Source organism: Aeromonas sp. 600948, assembly GCF_049174875.1.
GTDB classification, from domain to species: Bacteria; Pseudomonadota; Gammaproteobacteria; order Enterobacterales; family Aeromonadaceae; genus Aeromonas; species Aeromonas veronii_A.
The window spans coordinates 22,175-42,554 of the sequence record NZ_JAAKTY010000027.1 but is presented as its reverse complement, the minus strand read 5'-3'; the positions used below and the strand labels follow the sequence as shown (position 1 = coordinate 42,554).

At 50.5% G+C, this 20,380-nt stretch carries 15 protein-coding genes; 14 read left to right on the top strand and 1 reads right to left on the bottom strand.

The features are described 5' to 3' along the window. Positions 1 to 4: 4 nt before the first annotated feature. The 3 genes from G5182_RS18205 to G5182_RS18195 all read left to right on the top strand — a co-directional run bounded on the left by G5182_RS18205 (position 5) and on the right by G5182_RS18195 (position 3,734). Positions 5 to 1,000 (top strand): fumarylacetoacetate hydrolase family protein, encoded by a 996-nt coding sequence (locus G5182_RS18205; protein ID WP_216979018.1) that lies wholly within the window; start codon positions 5 to 7, stop codon positions 998 to 1,000. A gap of 139 nt (positions 1,001 to 1,139) precedes the next feature. After that, positions 1,140 to 1,775 carry a maleylacetoacetate isomerase gene (gene maiA, locus G5182_RS18200; protein WP_421254616.1) on the top strand — a complete coding sequence of 212 codons (636 nt, stop codon included), beginning with the start codon at positions 1,140 to 1,142 and terminating at the stop codon, positions 1,773 to 1,775. Positions 1,776 to 2,237: 462 nt separating this feature from the next. Continuing rightward, complete coding sequence (locus tag G5182_RS18195) at positions 2,238 to 3,734, top strand: C69 family dipeptidase (protein ID WP_421173011.1); 1,497 nt, start codon at positions 2,238 to 2,240, stop codon at positions 3,732 to 3,734. A gap of 173 nt (positions 3,735 to 3,907) precedes the next feature. Here the strand turns inward: G5182_RS18195 and G5182_RS18190 are convergent, their stop codons facing one another. Next, positions 3,908 to 4,432 (bottom strand): acyloxyacyl hydrolase, encoded by a 525-nt coding sequence (locus tag G5182_RS18190; RefSeq protein WP_421254615.1) that lies wholly within the window; start codon positions 4,430 to 4,432, stop codon positions 3,908 to 3,910. A 1,170-nt stretch (positions 4,433 to 5,602) separates the two neighbouring features. Between G5182_RS18190 and G5182_RS18185 the strand changes: the two genes are divergently transcribed. The 11 genes from G5182_RS18185 to G5182_RS18135 all read left to right on the top strand — a co-directional run bounded on the left by G5182_RS18185 (position 5,603) and on the right by G5182_RS18135 (position 20,363). After that, complete coding sequence (locus tag G5182_RS18185) at positions 5,603 to 5,977, top strand: hypothetical protein (protein WP_201996467.1); 375 nt, start codon at positions 5,603 to 5,605, stop codon at positions 5,975 to 5,977. Positions 5,978 to 6,002: 25 nt separating this feature from the next. Further along, positions 6,003 to 7,772, top strand: a complete 1,770-nt coding sequence (locus G5182_RS18180; RefSeq protein ID WP_421254620.1) for a polysaccharide biosynthesis/export family protein — start codon at positions 6,003 to 6,005, stop codon at positions 7,770 to 7,772. 65 nt (positions 7,773 to 7,837) lie between these two features. Continuing rightward, entirely contained in the window at positions 7,838 to 8,638 is an 801-nt protein-coding gene (locus G5182_RS18175) for an ABC transporter permease (protein ID WP_421254614.1), read from the top strand. Positions 8,639 to 8,648: 10 nt separating this feature from the next. Further along, positions 8,649 to 9,299: an ABC transporter ATP-binding protein gene (locus G5182_RS18170; RefSeq protein ID WP_201989227.1), complete on the top strand. Its 651-nt coding sequence runs from the start codon at positions 8,649 to 8,651 to the stop codon at positions 9,297 to 9,299. Between the two features lie 15 nt (positions 9,300 to 9,314). After that, positions 9,315 to 10,541 carry a sugar transporter gene (locus tag G5182_RS18165; RefSeq protein WP_421254613.1) on the top strand — a complete coding sequence of 409 codons (1,227 nt, stop codon included), beginning with the start codon at positions 9,315 to 9,317 and terminating at the stop codon, positions 10,539 to 10,541. Positions 10,542 to 10,769: 228 nt separating this feature from the next. Beyond that, positions 10,770 to 11,762 (top strand): CgeB family protein, encoded by a 993-nt coding sequence (locus G5182_RS18160; protein ID WP_421254612.1) that lies wholly within the window; start codon positions 10,770 to 10,772, stop codon positions 11,760 to 11,762. Positions 11,763 to 11,810: 48 nt separating this feature from the next. Further along, complete coding sequence (gene wecB / locus G5182_RS18155) at positions 11,811 to 12,986, top strand: non-hydrolyzing UDP-N-acetylglucosamine 2-epimerase (RefSeq protein WP_227342487.1); 1,176 nt, start codon at positions 11,811 to 11,813, stop codon at positions 12,984 to 12,986. 68 nt (positions 12,987 to 13,054) lie between these two features. Beyond that, entirely contained in the window at positions 13,055 to 14,311 is a 1,257-nt protein-coding gene (gene wecC, locus G5182_RS18150; protein ID WP_421254611.1) for a UDP-N-acetyl-D-mannosamine dehydrogenase, read from the top strand. Between the two features lie 22 nt (positions 14,312 to 14,333). Continuing rightward, positions 14,334 to 18,299, top strand: a complete 3,966-nt coding sequence (locus G5182_RS18145; RefSeq protein WP_421254610.1) for a glycosyltransferase family protein — start codon at positions 14,334 to 14,336, stop codon at positions 18,297 to 18,299. A 15-nt stretch (positions 18,300 to 18,314) separates the two neighbouring features. Next, on the top strand, positions 18,315 to 19,322 hold the full coding sequence (locus tag G5182_RS18140; protein WP_421254609.1) for a DUF6270 domain-containing protein: 1,008 nt from the start codon (positions 18,315 to 18,317) through the stop codon (positions 19,320 to 19,322). Further along, a complete protein-coding gene (locus G5182_RS18135; protein ID WP_421254608.1) occupies positions 19,323 to 20,363 on the top strand; it encodes a galactosyltransferase-related protein in 1,041 nt (346 codons plus the stop codon). Positions 20,364 to 20,380: the final 17 nt, after the last annotated feature.

Genomic DNA, 20,380 nt, shown 5'->3' with positions numbered 1-20,380 from the left:
GCTTATGAAATTGGCAACATTGAACAATGGCAAGCGCGATGGCGCTTTGGTGGTGGTGAGCCGGGATCTGACCCGGGCAGTGCGGGTGAGCGAGATAGCCCCGACTTTGCAGGCCGCCCTCGATGAGTGGGCCGAGGTTGCCCCCAGGCTTGAGGCTGTCTATCAGCAGCTTAACGAGGGCCGTGTGGCCGAGGCGTTCCCCTTTGACGAAGCGTCTTGCCTCTCTCCCTTGCCGCGTGCCTATCAGTGGGCCGATGGCAGCGCCTACGTCAACCACGTGGAGCTGGTGCGCAAGGCTCGCGGCGCCGAGATGCCGGAAAGCTTCTGGCACGATCCGTTGATGTATCAGGGGGGCTCCGACAGCTTTTTGGCTCCCCGTGGGCCGATTGTCATGGGCTCCGAGGAGTGGGGGATCGATTTCGAGTCGGAGGTGGCCATCATCACCGACGATGTGCCGATGGGGGTGAGCCCGCAGGGGGCCGCCAGTCACGTCAAACTGTTGATGCTGGTCAACGATGTGAGCCTGCGCAATCTCATTCCGGGGGAGCTGGCCAAGGGATTTGGTTTCTTCCAGTCCAAGCCGTCCAGCGCCTTCTCGCCGGTGGCCATCACCCCGGACGAGCTGGGGGATGACTGGCGCGATGGCAAGGTGCTGCTGCCCCTGCGCACCCATCTGAACGGCGCCCTGTTTGGCGCACCGGATGCCGGGGTGGACATGACCTTCAACTTCTTTGAACTGATTGCCCACGCCGCCAAGACAAGACCGCTCGGGGCGGGTTGCATCATCGGCTCGGGCACCGTCTCCAACTACGATCGCAGCGCCGGTTCATCCTGCATCGCCGAGCGCCGCATGCTGGAAATTCTTGATTGTGATCAAGCTACAACCTCCTATTTGCAGTTTGGTGATAGAGTGTCGATCTCGATGGAAGATCGCTCTGGCCAAAATCTGTTTGGCACCATCTCTCAACAGGTGGTGCCAGCGAGCGGTCAGGGAGGTTGATGGCCAGCGCCGGTTGGCGGCAAGGATATTCCGGATATGTCCGGATCACGACGAGCCCTCAACCGGTGCCGGGTACACAAGGAGGCAGGTGGCGAGCACCTGCCGGGCTTCGGGCCCAGATAAGATGCAGGGACAGATTATGTTGCAGTTGTTTGGCTATTGGCGTTCGTCGGCAAGTTTTCGGGTACGGATCGTGTTGCAGCTCAAGGGGCTCGCCTACGAGCAGCATCCCATCAATTTGCGGCAAGGCGAGCAGTGCGAGAAGGCCTATCGCCGGATCAATCCGCAAGGGCTGGTGCCGTTTCTGGTGGATGGCGATGTGCAGCTCGGTCAGTCGGTCGCCATCATGGAGTACCTTGACGAGACCTATCCCGCCTACTCCCTGATGCCCTCTTCCCCCGACGCGCGGGCCCGAGTGCGCCAGATCGTCAACATGATCGCCTGCGATATCCACCCGCTCAACAATCTGCGGGTGCTCAACTATCTGGAAGAGCACTTCAGGGCCAACAACGAGCAGGAGGCTTGCTGGTATCGCCACTGGATTGACGAGACCTTCACCGCCCTCGAACAGCTGTTGATGACCACCGCCGGTGTCTACTGCGTCGGCAACGAAGTGACCCTGGCCGACTGCATGCTGGTGCCCCAGGTCTACAACGCCCGCCGCTACGACATGACCCTGGACGATTACCCCACTATCCGCCGCATCGTCGCCAACTGCGAACAGTTGCAAGCCTTTATCAAGGCCGCCCCCGCAAACCAGTCGGACGCGCAGTGACAACCTGACTTAACGAACATCGCGGGATGGCATCAACACGCCATCCCACGCGTCACATCTCCTCATCTCTTTATTCCCCTCTCTGTGCGCTTTGTGTTCTTCGTGTTGACGGCTGAATGTCGCCAATAATCCTTCTTTTGTCACACTTATCAACATTTTGCATTGACTTAGTCTTTATTGTTGGTGTTTTGGGCTGTCAGTCACACTCAAGTCAGTTGATTGGGCCTAGTATCGCCACGCCAGCGGAACAGCTGAAAGCAGAAATGCGTACAGGTCGCCTATCAGGGGGCCTTGGCTACCTCCCTGGTTTCCATGGTTTATTCGCACTGCTCTTTTTCGTGTTTACGGTTTGATGGCCCGCACTGTCCGGCCCGTGTCACCGCGCAGATCCCTTGTGACAGCGGCAGGTTGACTGGCGCGCCACCGCTTATTTGCAACCACTCTGTGCAACAAGGAGATCTCATGTATTCCTTCAAAAAGTGCGTCGTCGCACTCTCCATCAACCTTGCTCTCTTCTCGTCGGCGTTCGCCTGTACCACCTTGCTGGTCGGCAGTGAAGCCAGCGCCGATGGCTCCATGATGGTGGCCCGCAGCGCCGACAGCGATGCCCTGAAAGCCCAGCATTTCGTGATCCATCCGGCCAAGCAGGGGCAGAGCGGTATGCACAGCTCCAAGGCTCACAATGGCGCCAATGATTTCAGCTACCCCTTGCCGAAAAACTCCCTGCGCTATACCACGGTACCGAACTGGAAGACCCAGCTGCATGGCGCCACCGGGTTCAACGAGAAGGGAGTCGGGGTGAGCGGCACCGAGTCCATTTTTGCCTCACCCGAAGCGCTCGCCTTTGACCCCTATGTGGAAGATAAGGGGATCACCGAGGATGACATTCCCGATGTGTTGCTCTCCCGGTCCACATCGGCCCGCGAGGCGATCTCGTTGCTTGGCAACATCATCGAGACCATAGGCGCGGGAGAGGGATTTGGTGTCGCCGTGGTGGATGATAACGAGCTCTGGTATCTGGAGACCGCCACCGGCCACCACTGGATGGCGCAGCGTCTGCCGAAAAATCACTACTTTGCCACCGGCAATCAGGGCCGCCTGCAGCAGTACGATCCCGCCAGTGCCGATATGATGGGATCGAAAAATCTGATCGAATTTGCCACCGAGAAGGGGCTCTACCATCCGCAAAAGGATGGGGCGTTCAACTTCTCGAAAGCCTATACCCGCGATGACGAGCGGGACCGCACCTATAACGATCCGCGGGTCTGGACCATCCAGCAGATGTTCAACCCCTCGCTCAAGCAGGCGGTGGATGCCGGTCGTCAGTTCCCGGTCACCCTCGCCCCCGAGAAGAAGATGACGCTGGAGGAGGTCAAGGCGGTGCTGCGCAATCACTATGACGGCACCGAACACGATCCCTACAGCAAGGGGTTGAACGGTCAGGAGCCGTGGCGCCCAGTCAGTGTGTTCCGTACCTACGAGTCCCACGTGATGCAGGTACGCCCCTGGATGCCGCGTGAGGTGGGGGAGGTGACCTATGTGGGCCTCGGCATGGCAGATCTGACCGCCTTCGTTCCCTACTACAGCGGTCTGGAAGCCTATCCGGCGCACTATGCCATGGGTAGCGACAAGGCCGACAGCGACTCCATCTACTGGAAATATCGCAAGCTGCAGACCCTGATAATGACCGATTACCCCAAATTGGCCCCCATAGTGAAGCAGGCTTACCAGAGCTGGGAGGCGAAGATTGCCAAAGAGCAGAAAGAGATGGAAGCCAACTATCTGAAAACGGTCAAAACCGACAAGGCCGCCGCCAACAGCATGCTCAACGACTTCAATCTGCGGGTGATGAAGGAGGCCGAAATGCTGACCGACGATCTCACCAACCAGATCTTCACGGTGCGCACCCAAGATATTCAGACCGATATTTTCTTCGCCAACAAAGCGAAAAAGGACTGATTGCACCCCATGATGTGGTGGGGCGGCAGAGCGTGTCGTCATCCATGTCTTGAGTATGGTGATCTTCTCACTGTCACCTTTGTTATCAGAAGACGACATAACGAAAAGCCTTCACGGGAGTGAAGGCTTTTTTGCAGAGTGTGTTCAGATGAGCACAGACGAAGTCTGTCTGGCTAAAAACGGTACTCGATATGGAGGGTATGGCTGTCCAGCCCCGGGTTCTTGTCATACATATAGGCGTTGGACATGTGCTCATACTGATAGCCGATCAGCCAATTCTTGGTGATGGCGTAACCGAGGCCGATACCCAGAGCGAACTGCAAGGGACCGCCGTAATCCTTGTAGCCGTGGCCGCGGGTGCCAAATTGATACTGATCGAGCCAGACCATTTCGCCGGGGATCCAGGTCACCCAGTTACCCCATTGGCATTCGATACGGGCACCGCCTCCCAGTCTTGCTGTCTCTTCATCTTCTAACTTGAGGGTACCGCCACGCACTCCCAATCCAAATTGACAGGCCGAGTCTCCCCAGCGCCAGAACATGTGGTGAAACTTGGCATCGGCGATCTTGATGTCAAGCTTTTCATTGTTGAACGCCTTGCCCAGCTGCAGGGCAAGAATATTGTCATTGGCCACGGCCCCTGTGCTGGTGAGCAGTGAAACCAGCAGGCCAATCCTTGATAGAGTGTTAGCGTCCATGCCCCCTCCAATGTCGTTGAGACCCTGTGGTGCCGATTCAATCGGACACATATCAGGCATAGTCAACAGGCAATAACCCTGTCAATCACGGCCAGAAAAACTAAAAAAAACCATGTTGGCGAATAAATGGTCTATCACTTTTATGTTCTCAATAACGGGGGAAAAACGGAGTCTGGCTGAACGTTATTTGAACAGTTTGTTATGTGTGATGTTAATGGCGGTCACTTTTCAGGCAATGGCTGAGTGGATTGATGGGGATATCAGAGAGGTTGCCGAACTCGAATAAAGTATTGCCAACCATATTTTAATTGAAAGTTCAATGGATGTGACTCACAAAAATTAATTTCTTTTTGGAGGAGCGAGGGATAATTAAGAAATTTCTAAATTAATCTTGCTTGTCGTCAAAAATATTTACACCGTACGAATACATTTATTACCAATGCTGCTTTGAGTGTAAATCTTTTAAAAACAGAGTCTTGTGTCCCTCTTTGTCGTGTGAAGAATGCAGGTGAGTTTTTTGAGTGTTGACCCAATTGTGGCTAATTGATAGCATTCGAAAAAAATGAGAATAAACATGATATACGTCACATTGTGACGTTCTCATGCACGGGGTGGGTGCTTACATTGCAATCAATTTCTGTCTGCTTTTTGAGCTGGCAGGCATCGTTATTTTCCCTCCTGTTTTAGTTTTACATCCATTTTGTCTGTTTTTTGTCCGGGAAGATGTCATTGCCGTGCGGTAGCTATGGCAAAAAAACAGTGTTTCGCATCAACATCGCTACATCTTTACAGCAATTGAGCAGCATTGCTCATTTTAGAGCTCATGCCTACTTCTGATGAGACTATTGCTGTTCTGTCTGAGATCCATCATATATCGTGTCTTGCTCGATTCACTCAGAACATTCTGAAATGTGTGCTGTAAATGGTAATTTTTTGAGCAAAGCCCTCTTGTTCAGACTGCCTGGTATCGCTTCGCAGTCTCGGCAGATTGTCTGTTGATGAGGAACTCAAAACCCGCTTTTGCAGTTGCAGGGCTGGGGATGAACAGCCACATGTCAGTTCGTTTTTTGGTCATGAAAGATAATGAGTCGATCGGCAATAGCGTTGCCAGACCATAAGGCGACCTGGCTTTAACAGATCAACACTTGACTCCATGGGAAATATTGACACATGAATTTTGCAACCCGGTTATTGGCCATATCGTTAGCCATACAAGTTGGTGGCTGTGCATATGAGCCAAAGCAGGTAGAAGCGTCTCGTCCTCTCGTCAACCCGTCTGTTGCTACCGAATTGTATGCCATGCCTCCCGATCTGCAGCAGGCGCTGAATACATTGCCACAAGGCGCTGCATTCAGTAGAAACAATGTTACCTATACCCTGGGGCAACGCTATGTTTCGGCTCTGGGTCTTGAGTGCGTTGAGTTGTTGTTTAACAGCATGCAAGGCCATTCGCAAAGGCGCGCGGCATGCAAGACTGAAGAACAATGGTATCTGATACCTCAACTGGAACAGACCTCTGTCAGCAACCTTCTTGCTGAGCAATAAAATGAAGGCACATGTTTTGAACAAAATGAAAATTTATCAGCTCGGCACACTTCTGTTTCTCATCAGTACATCCTGCGCAACCATGGCCATTGCCGCCCCGGATTTAGCGCAAGCAAATGGATCATCATTTGGTTACACCCTTTCAGGAAAGGCTGCTGAAAACACCGGCACCCAGCTTGGTGGTCAAGCAGCACTGAGTGGGCAGGCCAACACAAGTTCAACGACCGGGAGTTTTACTCAACAGAATCGTCAAGGGATGTTGTTACCCGGTGAGGCAGATGTACGTAAATTACTGCCCCTGGCAGAGGCTGGATTACCTCCTCCCTATGGCGCCAATCTGTTTGCCGGTGGCTATGAGACCGAACGCAGCGATGGCTTGAATGACAATTATCTGATAGCGCCAGGGGACAAGCTTAATATCTGGATCTGGGGGGCCGTCAATTTTTCAAATGTAGTGACGGTAGATAATCAGGGCAATATTTTCATCCCTGATGTCGGCCCGATAAATGTCAAGAATGTACCTGCCAGCCAGGTCAATAATCTGGTGACCAGCAGAATTGGCGATGTTTTTACAAATAATGTCAATATCTACGTCAACCTGCTGACAACAACTCCCGTGAGTGTGTTTGTCACTGGCCCGGTAATACGGCCAGGCCAGTATGCGGGTCAATCTTCTGACAGTGTGCTCTATTTTCTAAAGCGGGCTGGGGGGATCGACTCGGAGCGCGGCAGCTATCGTCAAATAAAGGTATTACGCCAGAATCAGGTCATCCAAAAAATCGATCTGTATGAATTCATGCAGCAGGGCAAAATGCCCAAGCTCTCTTTTAAAGATCAGGATGTCATCCTGGTAGAGCCACAGGGCCCGATGATAAATGTCGCAGGCAAGGTTCGTAATCCCTTCCGTTTCGAATTGACTCAGCGCAATACGCTAGGCTCGGAGCTGGTCAACTATGCACTGCCGCTTGCCAAGGTGAGCCATGTCGGGGTGATAGGTGACCGTCCAAGTGGTCCATTCTCCATCTATTTACCTTACAAGGATTTTGCCAGCCTCCAGCTTAAGGATGGTGACAAAGTCTTGTTCAACGATGACATGCATGCTCAGGTTTATGATGTGCAGGTCGCTGGTAGCTATATGGGGCCTTCATATTTCACTGTGCGCAAGCAGACCAAGCTGCATGAGCTGCTCAACCATATTCCCATTGATCCACAGCTTGCCGATTACCAATCCATCTACCTGATGCGCAAGAGTGTTGCTGCGCGGCAAAAAGAGATGTTGGAAGAGTCGCTCAACCGGTTGGAGCGCAGTGTGTTTACTGCTCCTGCCAGCTCGGATGGTGAAGCGGCGATCCGTGCCAAAGAGGCAGAACTGGTGATGCGCTTTGTCGAAAAAGCCAGAAAAATCCAGCCACTTGGCAAGGTGGTGGTCGCAGACAAGGGGATTGTTGCGAACATTCAGCTGGAACAGGGTGACCAGATTGTCATACCGAACAGAACGGACCTGATCCAGGTCGGTGGGGAAGTATTGATGCCGCAAGCTGTGGTCTATAACGCCAATGCAACTCTCGATGACTATGTGGCCTGGGCGGGTGGATTTACCGAGCGTGCGAATGACCAGCGGATTGCCGTGGTTCATGCCAACGGGTTGGTGGAGTTTAAAGATAAGGGGAGTGTCCAGCCCGGTGATCAGATCCTGGTGTTGCCCAAGGTCGACAGCAAAACCATGCAATCGGTCAAGGATATTACCCAAATCATTTATCAGATCGCCGTGGCTGCTAACGTAGCAATTAACTAAGCCGCTTCTTGCTGTAAAAAAGCAGACTCGCGAATGGGCGAGTCTGCTATGGGTAAAGCGAACTAATGAATAAACCGATTCTTAATCAAACGCCGCGCACATCCTTGCAGGTGTTGCGAGATGTTGTCTTTGGCCTGCTTATTCGTGAGCTTAAAACCCGCTTTGGTAGTTACCGGTTGGGTTATGCCTGGGCTCTGCTGGATCCGCTGCTAATGATTGGTTTTTTCAGCCTGATTTTTGGTCTGCGGAACCACAGTGGCTTTGGTGGGGCACCGGCACCACTCTTTATCACCGCCGGGTATTTGCCCTTTCTCTTTTTTAGAAATGTGGTGAGTAAACTGCAAACGGCAGTTAGCTCCAATATGGGGCTGTTTTGCTACCGTCAGGTCACCCCATTCTCGACCTTCATCGCGCGCTTTATGCTCGAAACCATGGTGGGGATGATGGTGGGGGGGGTATTGATATTGGGGTTAATCTGGTTTGGTTTTGATGCCATCCCCGCCGACCCGCTGCAGGTGCTTCTTATCTATCTGCTTCTGATGGTATTCTCGTTTTCCCTCGGCATTGTTTTTTGTGTTATCTGCAACTTGATGCAAGAGGCCGACAAGTTTCTCGGTCTGCTGATGATGCCATTGATGTTTGTCTCTTGTGTCATGTATCCGCTGGCCACCATTCCGGCCCAATATCGGCACTGGTTTTTATGGAATCCGCTGGTGCATGCCCTCGAGCTGATTCGCAGTGGCTGGATTGCCGGCTATAGCAGCCCATATGTTAGTTGGGAGTATCTGGCTGCGGTCACCCTGATACTGCTCACCTTCGCCATGAGTTGCTATCGGTTAAGCCACCGCCGCTTGATTGCCAGTTAAAGTGATCCACATGATTGTTCTTGATTCAGTTACCAAGTATTACCCGACCAAATTTGGTCGTAACTATGTGCTGCGCGATGTATCGCTCACCCTGCCTCAGGACCGCAATATCGGCATTCTGGGGGTCAACGGGGCGGGCAAATCGACCCTGCTACGACTGCTCGGGGGCATGGATATGCCCAACCGTGGCAAGGTGAGCCGGCATTGCCGGGTCTCCTGGCCACTGGCATTGGGGGGCGGTTTTCAGGGCAGCATGACGGGGCGTGAAAATACCCGCTTTGTTTGCCGCATCCACGGGGTACGCGAGACAGCTGCCGTGGAAGAGTGGGTCAAGGAGTTCTCGGAAATCGGTCAGCATTTCGAGCTGCCAATCAAGGGATACTCCAGTGGTATGCGTTCCAAATTTTCCTTTGCGGTTAGCATGGCGTTTGATTTCGATATCTATCTGACTGACGAAATCACCTCGGTGGGGGATGCCCGCTTTAAACAGAAGTGTATCGATGTATTTAACCAGAAACGTGAAACTGCCAGCCTTATTATGGTGTCGCACGATATGAAAAACCTGCGTCAGCAGTGTGATATGGGTATTTTATTACGAAATAGCCGATTGGAGGTATTTGACAATATCGACGATGCGATCCGTATTTATCAAAATCTATAATAAGCACAATTAAACATGACACAACCTATCAGAACAGAAAAGCCATCACGCTTCGTGCGGAAGCTTCGCAAACTTGGCAAAGAGCCGAAGCGTTTCTTCATTGATTCCAACGGTTATAAAATTGCCCACAGGTCCTGGCAACAGAGTCTGAAACTGGGCAGCTTTTTGTGGGTTGTAGCCTGCTTTACCATGGCATCGATCTATTTTGGCGGGATTGCTTCAGACCGTTATGTCAGCCGAAGTGACATCATTATCAAGCAGGCAGATCAGATCAAAATGTTGCCCGATGCTCTGTCTATGCTGGGGCTGGGTGGTAGCAATCATCAGGACGTATTGCTGGTACAAGAGTACCTGCGCTCCTGGGATCTGCTGGCCAAGCTGGATCGCGAATTGGCGCTCAAAGCGCACTACCAAAGCCATGATGCCGACTTCTTCTCCCGTTTATCGGGGGAGGCGACCCGCGAAGAGTTTCTTGAATATTACCGTGATCACCTGACCTTGCGTCTTGATGAACTCTCCGGGGTATTAACTATCGAACTGCAGGCTTTTGATCCCGTATATGGCCAGCAGGTAGTGAGCATGATGCTGAAAGAGGCGGAAGGTTTTATCAACAAGCTGGGCCACCAGGTCGCCATGGATCAGCTTGCGTTTGTCGAGCAAGAGGTTAACCGTTCCCATCAACGCTTGCAGGCAGAGAAAGCCAAGGTACTGGCGTTTCAAAATAGCCATCAGCTAATCAGCCCGGAATCGACCAGCACTGCACGCCTTGGTGTGGTCAGTGAAATTGAAGCCGAGCTGGTGCGCCAGCAGGCAGAACTGAAGCAATTGCGCAGTTATATGAAAGAGAGCGCACCAGGGGTGGTATCGGTGCAAAGTCGTGTTGATGCATTAAGCAAGCAACTGAAACAGGAAAAGGCGAAATTGACCACCAATGATGCCGGTGCTGGCACTCAGTTGGCACCTGAGGCAATGAACGAAATCACTGCCCAATATATGGATCTGAAAACCCAGGCCACTCTGGCTGCTGATCTCTACAAGACGGGCCTTATCAGTCTGGAGCAAGCCCGCGTTGAGGCATATCGCAAGCTGAAACACCTGCTGGTCGTGACGCAGCCAACCTTGGCGGAAGAAGCCGAATACCCACGCCGCTTGTATAACCTGGTCACAATTGGTGTTCTGCTTTGCCTCTTCTATGGCCTGATTGTTATGGGGCTGGCGACCTTGCGTGAACACCAGGATTGATAAGGTGATGCAAGATAGGTCAGAACTGTATTCTTGGCAGATGAGAATATCATCTGCCAAAGAGATAACGTTGAGGAATGAGGTCTGCCTGTCAGAATATAGCCAAGCGACTATTGTATATAAATTTATTGGTTTTTTGATAAAAACCAGCATGCTATTCATATTCCACGCTATATAGATAATAGGTGGCTATGATTTTCACTTTATTATATGTGTGGATCAATTTCTTTGGGCAATAATAAACGACCATGTATTGCTTTAGTGGCCGACCAGTTTACTACATTCAGTTTGGCTCCAGACGCAGATTTAATTCAAATAACACCGATAGATTGGCAATGGAAGTTAAGATTTTACAAACCTGACTTTTTATTTGTCGAATCAGCCTGGCGTGGTTATAAGGATAGCTGGAAAGGGAAAATAGCCAGTTATGCCAATAGTTCGCCCAATAAACCAGAGCTGCGGAGGTTGCTGGAATTCTGCCAAAAGCGGAAAATCACAACAATTTTCTGGAACAAAGAGGATCCGTTTCACTTCGAACGCTTTGCTGATGCGGCCGCGTTGTTTGATGTGGTCTACACCACGGATTCCGGCTCACTGGAGCGCTATCATGCGCTCCCCCATCAGCGTTTTCAGCATGTCGGTGTGCTGATGTTTGCTGCCCAGCCACGCTGGTATCAACCTGCAGAGAAGGGAGTGCGCGGTCAGGAGGTCGCATTTCTGGGGGGCTATTATGGTAACGAGCTGGCTGAGCGAAGCAGGGTTCAGGAGGATATTCTTCTGGCATTGCGAGATAAGAATCTGATTATTTTTGACCGGTTTTGGCAGAAGGGAAATGGCTGCAGCTATCCTGAGCAACTACAACCTTACTGTAAACCTGCGATCACTCAAATGTCGGTTGCCAAGGCATATCAGCAATATCAAATATATTTAAACTTCAATACGATTAGTCAATCTTCAACCATGCTATCCCGTCGGGTGTTTGAATTGGCCGCTGCTGGCTGCCCTATTATCAGCACCCCTTCGATCGCCATGGATAACATTTTTGGCAAGAGCATTGTCGCAGTGCAGGATGGTGCTGCGGCGCGCGAATGGTGTGAACAATTACAAAAAAACGTTCGACTAAGAGACGAATTGGGTCAAAACGCGATGGAAATCGTGCTGGCCCAACACACCTGGCAACACAGGCTGACACAGCTCAACAGTGAACTCAGTCTTTATTAGTTAATTTCGGATAGATAAAACCAATTAGCTCACACGGGAGTGATTATTATGCCAATTAAGGCGCAGCGAGTATTGATCGTTTTTGGTACCAGACCGGAAGCCATCAAGATGGCCCCTATCGTCAAGGCTTTCCAGGCCAATCGCAAGGTTGACGTGCGGGTCTGTGTGACCGGGCAACACCGGGAGATGCTGGATCAGGTTCTCAACCTGTTCGAAATTGAACCGGAATATGATCTCAACATCATGAAGCCGGGCCAGGATCTGACCGATGTCACGACCGCCATCTTGCAGGGGCTCAAACCCGTTTTTGCCGAGTTCAAACCGGACCGCATTCTGGTGCATGGTGACACGGCTACGTCGTTTGCGGCGACACTGGCCGCCTACTACCACCGTATCGCGGTTGGCCATGTTGAAGCAGGGCTGCGCACCGGCAACATCTACTCTCCCTGGCCGGAAGAGGGGATGCGTCGTTTGACTGGCGGCATCGCCGATCAACACTACACCCCGACGATCAGCTCGCTGAAAAACCTCATCATGGAGAACATCGCTCCGGAGACCATCTTCGTCACCGGTAACTCGGTGATCGACGCCTTGATTGAGGTTTCCCAACGCATTGATAAAAACCTTGGCATGAAGGCTGAACTGGCCGCGCGCTTCCCTTTCCTCGACAAGAGCAAGAAGCTGATCCTGGTCACCGGCCATCGCCGCGAAAACCATGGCGATGGCTTTGAGCGGATCTGCAAGGCGCTCTCCGTACTGGCCCAGCGTGATGATGTGCAAATCGTCTATCCGGTGCACCTCAACCCCAATGTACAAGAGCCGGTCAACCGCAACCTCAAGGGTCTCGACAATGTACATCTGATCGAGCCGCAAGATTACCTGCCGTTCGTCTATCTGATGAAGCAGAGCTACCTGATCCTGACCGACTCGGGCGGTATTCAGGAAGAGGCGCCCACCTTGGGCAAACCGGTGCTGTGCATGCGAGATACCACAGAGCGTCCTGCTGCCGTCAAGGCGGGAACAGTTCGTCTGGTGGGGACCTGTGACGAGACTATCGTTGCAGAAACCGTTCGCCTGCTGGATGACGAGCTGGCCTACCAGGTGATGAGCCATGCCAACAACCCCTATGGGGATGGCAGAACCAGTCAACGCATCGTTGAGGCTGTCATTGGCCTGAGCGGCGCCCTCGGCCAGCAGATTGACAGCAGCCTGCAAGTGGCCTGATTTACAGATTACATAACTGTCCTTGGGGGCATATTTGCCCCCTGTTTTACTTTTGAGAGCACAAGATAATGAAATTCGAAACCATCTCCGTCGTTGGTCTGGGCTATATCGGTTTGCCAACAGCAGCAGTCATCGCTAGCAACGGCATTCGGGTTATCGGTGTCGATGTCAACCAGCATGCGGTAGACACCATCAATCAGGGCAAGATCCATATCGTGGAACCGGGCCTGGAAGATCTGGTCAAGCAAGCGGTGCAGGATGGCCACCTGAGCGCACACACCAGCCCGCAGAAGGCGGATGCCTTCCTGATTGCTGTGCCGACCCCGTTCAAGGGTGAAGATCACGAACCGGATCTGAAATATATCGAGAGTGCTTCCCGTGCCCTGGCGCCCATGCTGGAGAAAGGCAATCTGGTGGTACTGGAGTCCACTTCTCCGGTGGGGGCCACCGAACAGATGGCCAAATGGCTGGCCGAAGAGCGCAGCGATCTGACCTTCCCGCACACAGTGGCAGAAGGCCAGACCCCTGACATCTTTGTTGCCCACTGCCCGGAGCGCGTGTTGCCCGGTCAGGTGATCCGCGAGCTGGTGGAGAACGATCGCATCATCGGTGGCATGGACAAGGCCAGTACCGAAGCCGCCACTCAGGTCTACAAGATGTTTGTCAAGAAGGGTGAGTGCATTGCCACCGAAGCGCGCACCGCCGAGATGAGCAAGCTGACCGAGAACGCTTTCCGTGATGTCAATATCGCCTTTGCCAACGAACTGTCGCTGATCTGTGACCAGCAGGGCATCAATGTGTGGGAGCTGATCTCCCTTGCCAACCGTCACCCGCGAGTCAATATTCTGCAACCGGGTTGCGGCGTGGGTGGCCACTGCATCGCAGTTGATCCCTGGTTTATCGTCAACCAGAATCCTGACACTGCCAAAATCATCCACCAGGCTCGCCTGGTCAACGACTACAAGCCGCACTATGTGGTGGCGCAGGTAGAAAAAGCGGTTGCCGGTCTGAGCAATCCGAAAATTGCCTGTCTGGGTCTGGCCTTCAAACCGGATATCGACGATCTGCGTGAGAGCCCGGCGCTGGATATCACCAAGACCCTGGCAAATAACCCGGCTTATAAAATTCTGGCGGTTGAGCCCAATATCGAAGCACTGCCGCCGGTACTGGAAAACCGTAACAACGTCGTTCTTTCCACACTATCCAATGCCCTGCAACAGGCTGATGTCATCGTGATTTTGGTCAAGCACAAGCAATTCCTGGGCATGACCCTGCACGATGCAAGGTCCAGCGAGATACTCGACTACGTTAACGCCATTCAGTAATTAACTACGGGGCCATGTCAACATGGCCCCGTTCACATATATAAAAAATATGAAAAAACAAATAAATAATAGAATTAAAAAGAGAAAGACAGCTGCAACGTCAAAAGCTGATCTGATAAAGCAACTGGATATTGCGACCAATACGTCTGCAGAAAAGATAGATCTTCTTGAAGGTGAGGTTTCTCTATCTAAAACCCAATTGCATGAAGCCAGGGTTAAATATAGAAACATTACCCAGCAGGTCGCCAATTATAAGGGGAAAGTCTCACTCCTAGAAAAGGAGTATGATGAAGTTCGTGTACAGAGGGATGCTCTTGAGGCACAGCTTCACCAGCTTAATAATCAGGTTGAGCAACTCAATGAACACCTATTGAAAAAAGACAGCATCCTGTCTGTCAATACGGCGATAACACAATCTATTCAGTCTGATCAAGAACACATGAAAATGGACTTCTTGCGTTCAAGGCTTGCCCTTCATGAGATGAGGCAAGAGTTGGCGCGTGTTCATCATGAACTGGAAGAGCAGCGGATGAAAGCTGCCAAACTTAAAAATACCCTCTCTTATCAACTCGGCCACGCACTTATTTTCTCGACCAAGAGCTGGAAGGGCTTCTTCTCTTTACCACTCAAATTATTGGCACTGAAGAAGACAGCTAAAGAACGTCGTGGAATTACCTCATCCCCAAACATCTTGCCCAAGTTACTGCTTGACACGACAGGTGCTACCAGTCGTGCCGATCTGATTCATCTTGAACGTGCTATCGAGAAACTGGTTTTGGATACGGGCGATGGTATCTCCAACGCGTTAAGACGTCTAAAAGTCGCCAGTATTATGGATGAATTCACCTATCTATCCTACGAGCCTGAGTGCAACCTGCTTCAGCTTACCCCGCAGAATTGGTTGACCGAGCTTGAGTCATTCCGGCCAGAGTTGCTCATGATCGAGTCTGCCTGGCGCGGTAAAAATGACCTCTGGGGTAGTAAAGTCGGCCATATGAGCCAGGAAGTCGTCGATATTGTCGAATGGTGCCGCAATAACAGTGTACCCACAGTCTTCTGGAATAAAGAAGATCCGGTTCACTTTGAAACCTTTCTTAATACAGCAAAGCTCTTTGATTATGTCTTTACCACAGACATCGATTGTATTAGTCGATATAAGACAGCTCTTGGGCACGGTCGTGTTTATTTTCTGCCATTTGCTGCCCAACCAAAGGTTAATAACCCGATTGAGAAGTATCAGCGTAAGGATGCATTCTGCTTTGCCGGTGCCTACTATACGAAATATCCTGAGCGTACCCGTGACCTCGGGGATTTTTTGTTGAGTCTGCCCAATTTTAAACCAGTTGAAATATATGATCGTAATTTTGGAAAAAATATTCCTGATTATCAATTCCCAGAAGAGTATCAACCTTTTATTGTCGGTACGCTCCCTTATAGCGAGATCGACAAGGCCTACAAGGGTTATTACTACTCTATCAATTTGAACTCGATCAAACAGTCGCAATCGATGTTTGCGCGCCGAGTTTTCGAGTTGCTTGCTTCCAACACGATCACCGTCAGTAACTTCTCTCGTGGAGTTCGCGCCATGTTTGGCGATTTGGTCTTCACAGGGGATTCCGGGAGTGAGTTGGTCAGGCGGTTGCAGAATGTCGCCGGCAATCCGCTAAAGGTGAAGCAGCTACGACTGATGGCCCTACGCAAGATCATGCTGGAACATACCTACCAAGATCGTCTTGCCTATATCTACTCCAAAGTCAGCGACACTCAGCTTGAAAACATGCTGCCCGCTATCTGCGTCACGGGCTACGCCAGAAGCATCGAAGAGTGTGTTCTCCTGATGCAGCACTTCAATCGTCAGCAGTATGACAACAAGCGTATGGTTATTGTCACAAGCAATGGATTGGACACCTCTGGTCTCGCGCCTCAGGACGCGATCACCTTGCTCAGTGCTTCCGACGCAGAGCAGTTGCGACTACGCGAGGTGTGCGGTGGCGCTTGGCTGTCGGTCATGGTCGCTGAAGATTACTATGGCCCCCATTATCTGACTGACATCATCATTGCGACTCGCTATACCGACGCACAGGTCATCGGTAAAGGAGCCCTCTATAAGGTCAAGAGTGATGAACTGCAATTAAATTATGGTGAGCGAATTTATCAAGAGGTGGCTAGCCTGCCGGCGCGAAGCAGCCTGGCGTTTGGTTCAGTGATCCCCGAGAATAACCTTCGAGAATGGGTCACCAGTCTCTATACCTATCACTATGAAAATGTTCTCGCCTTCTCGGTGGATGAATTCAACTACTGCATGAATGGTGCTGAGGTTGCTGAACGCTTCGATGCGTTCAATGCCCCCACACTGGAAACTGGTTATGGCCTGTCCGAGCTCAACCAGATCGCAGAAAATTGTCAGCCATTTGAGCGTAGTGTTGATGAACTGCCCGCTCTGCACGCAACAACCCTGAATGAGTTGCTGGTACCGGCCAAAAATACGCAAGTTTCAGCCGTGATGGAAAATGGCCTGCTGACCCTGAGTTCCTCTCTTCCGGACGGAAAACATGAATACTGGTATGCCAAGCGCGAACACCACCTGTCGGAGCTCAATGTACAAGATGGCAAGCTTCGCCTGCACATGGAAACCACACCGGGGCTGAACCTGCAATTTGTCCTCTTCTTTATGGACACTAACAAGGAGCGGCTCTCTCATGTGGTGAAACCTGCCAATCGCAATGTGGAGATTCCACTTCCCAGCGGGACGGCATCGGTCAAGTTTGGCCTGCGGATCTATGCTGCTGGCTCGGCGTCGCTGTCATCGCTCATTCTCGACTTCAAGCCTCAGACACCCTGCCAGCAACTGGCGTGCAACCCGTACCTGGTGATTACCAACAACTATCCCAGCTACAACGACCTTTATAAAAATGCCTTCGTTCACAGTCGCGTCAAGGCTTACAAAGAGGCTGGTGTAGTCTGCGATGTCTTCCGCTTCAAGGCCGATACAGCGCTCTCTTATCATGAGTTCGAAGACATAGATGTCACCACAGGGGGATCCGAAGCTCTCGAGGTACAACTACGGCACGGTCGTTACAAGCACATCGTGATCCACTTTATCGATCGTGGAATATGGGACGTTATCAAGCAGCATCTGGACCAGGTGCAGGTGACTGTCTGGACCCATGGCGCTGATATTCAGTCCTACGAGCGCCGAGCCTTCCTCTATGACACACCTGAGCAACACGCCAAAGCACAGACCTTGAGTGATGCCCGTCTTTCTCTGTGGCGAGAGATGCTCAGCCCCATGCACCCAAATCTGAAAATAGTCTTTGTGTCACGGTATTTGGCAGAAACCTCAATGGAGGATCTGGGAATCCAGATCCCACCGCAGCAATATGCAATCATCCATAATCCGATTGACACTGACTTCTTTGAATACAAACCAAAAAGTGTTGAACAGAGAAAGAAAATTCTTTCTATCCGACCTTATGCCTCCCGCGTTTATGCTAATGACCTGATGGTCAAAGCCATTTTGGAGTTGCAGCAATACGAGTTCTTTAAAGAGCTGGAATTCAGAATCATTGGTGACGGCCCACTATTTGACGAGATCCTCGCTCCCATCGCCGGACTGGACAACGTTATTATCGAACGGCGCTTTGTCAATCGTCATGAGATCAAGGCGCTCCATCAGCAATATGGGCTCTTTATGTGTCCCACCCGTATGGATACACAAGGCGTATCACGGGATGAGGCAATGGCCTCAGGATTAATACCGCTCACTAATGCTGTAGCGGCAGTGCCCGAATTTGTGGATAGAGACTCTGCAATCTTAGACTATGCAGAACATTATTCATCTCTTGTGAAAGGGATTATAGCTATCTACTCTTCCCCTGAAGAGTTTATGCGAATGAGTACCAATGCAAAGAATAGAGTTAGAATGAATTGTTCAAACAAAGCAACAATTGAGTTAGAATTGAATCAAATCACAAATAAAAATATTTAAACACAAGACTAAATTATGAGACTAGCCATTTTTGGTAGCTGTGTAAGTAGAGACTCCATTGGCTTTGATGAAGAAGATAAAATTGAACTTCTTGCCTATTTTGCAAGAAGTTCAATGGCCAGTGCATTTGGAAATGAACCCAAAGACACCCCTGTTGACACAAGTGTTATTAAGTCTCAATTTCAACGAAGAATAGTTGATTATGACATCAACAAGACGTTTAGACGAGATATCACTGCGTTAGACTTCGATTATCTGCTTATGGATTTCATTGATGAGCGATTTAATATCTGGAGATCCCCTGAAGGGGGTCTCCTTACTCTGTCAAATGAATTTATGTCCTCAAAGCATGAACTAAATGGTGGCAAACTCATTCAATCTGGCAGTATTGAGTGGCTCAGGTATTGGGAAATGGCCTGGAGTTCATTTTATGAACTCATGAAGGGGAATGGATTACAAAACAAAATAATAATAAGTGAATCCTATTGGTCTGAATACATGGCATCTGGGTGTAATACAATTCCAAATTATCCAAACACTCTTATTAAACGCTCAAATGAAGTATTAGCTAAACTATACGAAATTATAAGAAAAGATCTTCCCGACTCAGCTTTCATAAGATTTTCCCAATGTGAACTAATAGCTAAGAACGATCATCAGTGGGGCGTTAGCCCATTCCATTATATAGATGACTACTATAAAAAAATAATAAACTTCCTTTACAAAAAAGAGCGCGCCGATATTTTATCTAATGCACTATCTAGTGATTTTATTTCAGTAAGGTTTAATGGAAATAATATTGACGTGTCTTATGATGGGAATCTTCCTGACTCCATTGTATCAGCATGTTATTTTTTAATTAATAACAACCGATGGGATATCAAACATTATAGTAACACCCACAGTTTTCAGATAAACGTCCCTGACGAATTCACCAAAGGGGTTGACACGATTGAAGTCATCTATTTCCTAAGAGATTCGTATGATAATAGAGCATCATTGAGGCTCAATGTTGAGGAATAAATGTCGATTGATTTCATAATTCCTTACTTCTATTCCTCGCACCGAGGTAGTAAAAAGGATTGCGATGACAGACTGACCTCTTGCTTGGAAAGCGTTGATGGGGAGAATATCTGTATTGTCGCAAATGAAGCAGGTTCGCAAAGATACAAGAATATCAGCTTTCATTGTATAGCGACAAACGATATTACTAATGCTAGCGCCAGAAACATTGCTGTTAACAAGAGCAATAGTGAAAAAATTTTCTTTCTAGATGCGGACTTAATAGTTAACTCTCAATTACTGGCACATTTCAATGTAAAAGAAAGTGATAGGACTACAGCCCCTATAGCATTTGAAATGTACCCCTGTCTCTATCTAACCAAGGAAGAGACTGAGCGCTTTGATGGGGATTTTCAGGGCTGCCTGGAGTCTTTTTTGCGGGGAGAAAATCACCGGGTGGAGGGAATCGCCCTGGCCAGCAGTTGCTTGCTGATGAATCGCGAGTGGTTTTTGCAGCTGGGGGGCTTTGACGAGCAGTTTGTCGGCCATGGCGGCGAAGATCTCGAACTGATTGACAGGCTCACCCGTCATTACCCCATCGGGCCACGACCTGATGACTATGCCCTCAATATCAAGGCACAGCATCCGGGAGATTATCAGGGGTTTCGCCGCTATTTCAGTTATTATGCGCTGCCCCATCTGTTTGCCGGCCGGTTTCTGGTTCACCAGTGGCATCCGCGCCCACTGACTCACCCTTACCACAAGCGGCGGGCTAACAATGATCAGTTGCTTGAGCAGATGCTGGCTCGCAGTGAAGCAGAGCGAGGCCCGTTGAAAGGGCCCGTGGTGCCCTGTAACGACCTTGGCGGGGAGCTGCCGGATTTTCGCGAGTGGATGATCCGTTTGCAGGAGGAGGCGGGCTATCCGGTGAGCGAATATCCGGGGCTGTTGCGCTGGCAAGAGGGGGTGCAGCGCAAGCGGCCACTGTGGCGCAAGCTGCGCAAGCTCTACCTCAACCCTCGGGCCTTTTTCAGAGATATGTTTAAGCCCACATCTCGCTGAACTTTTTATCTGAGCAA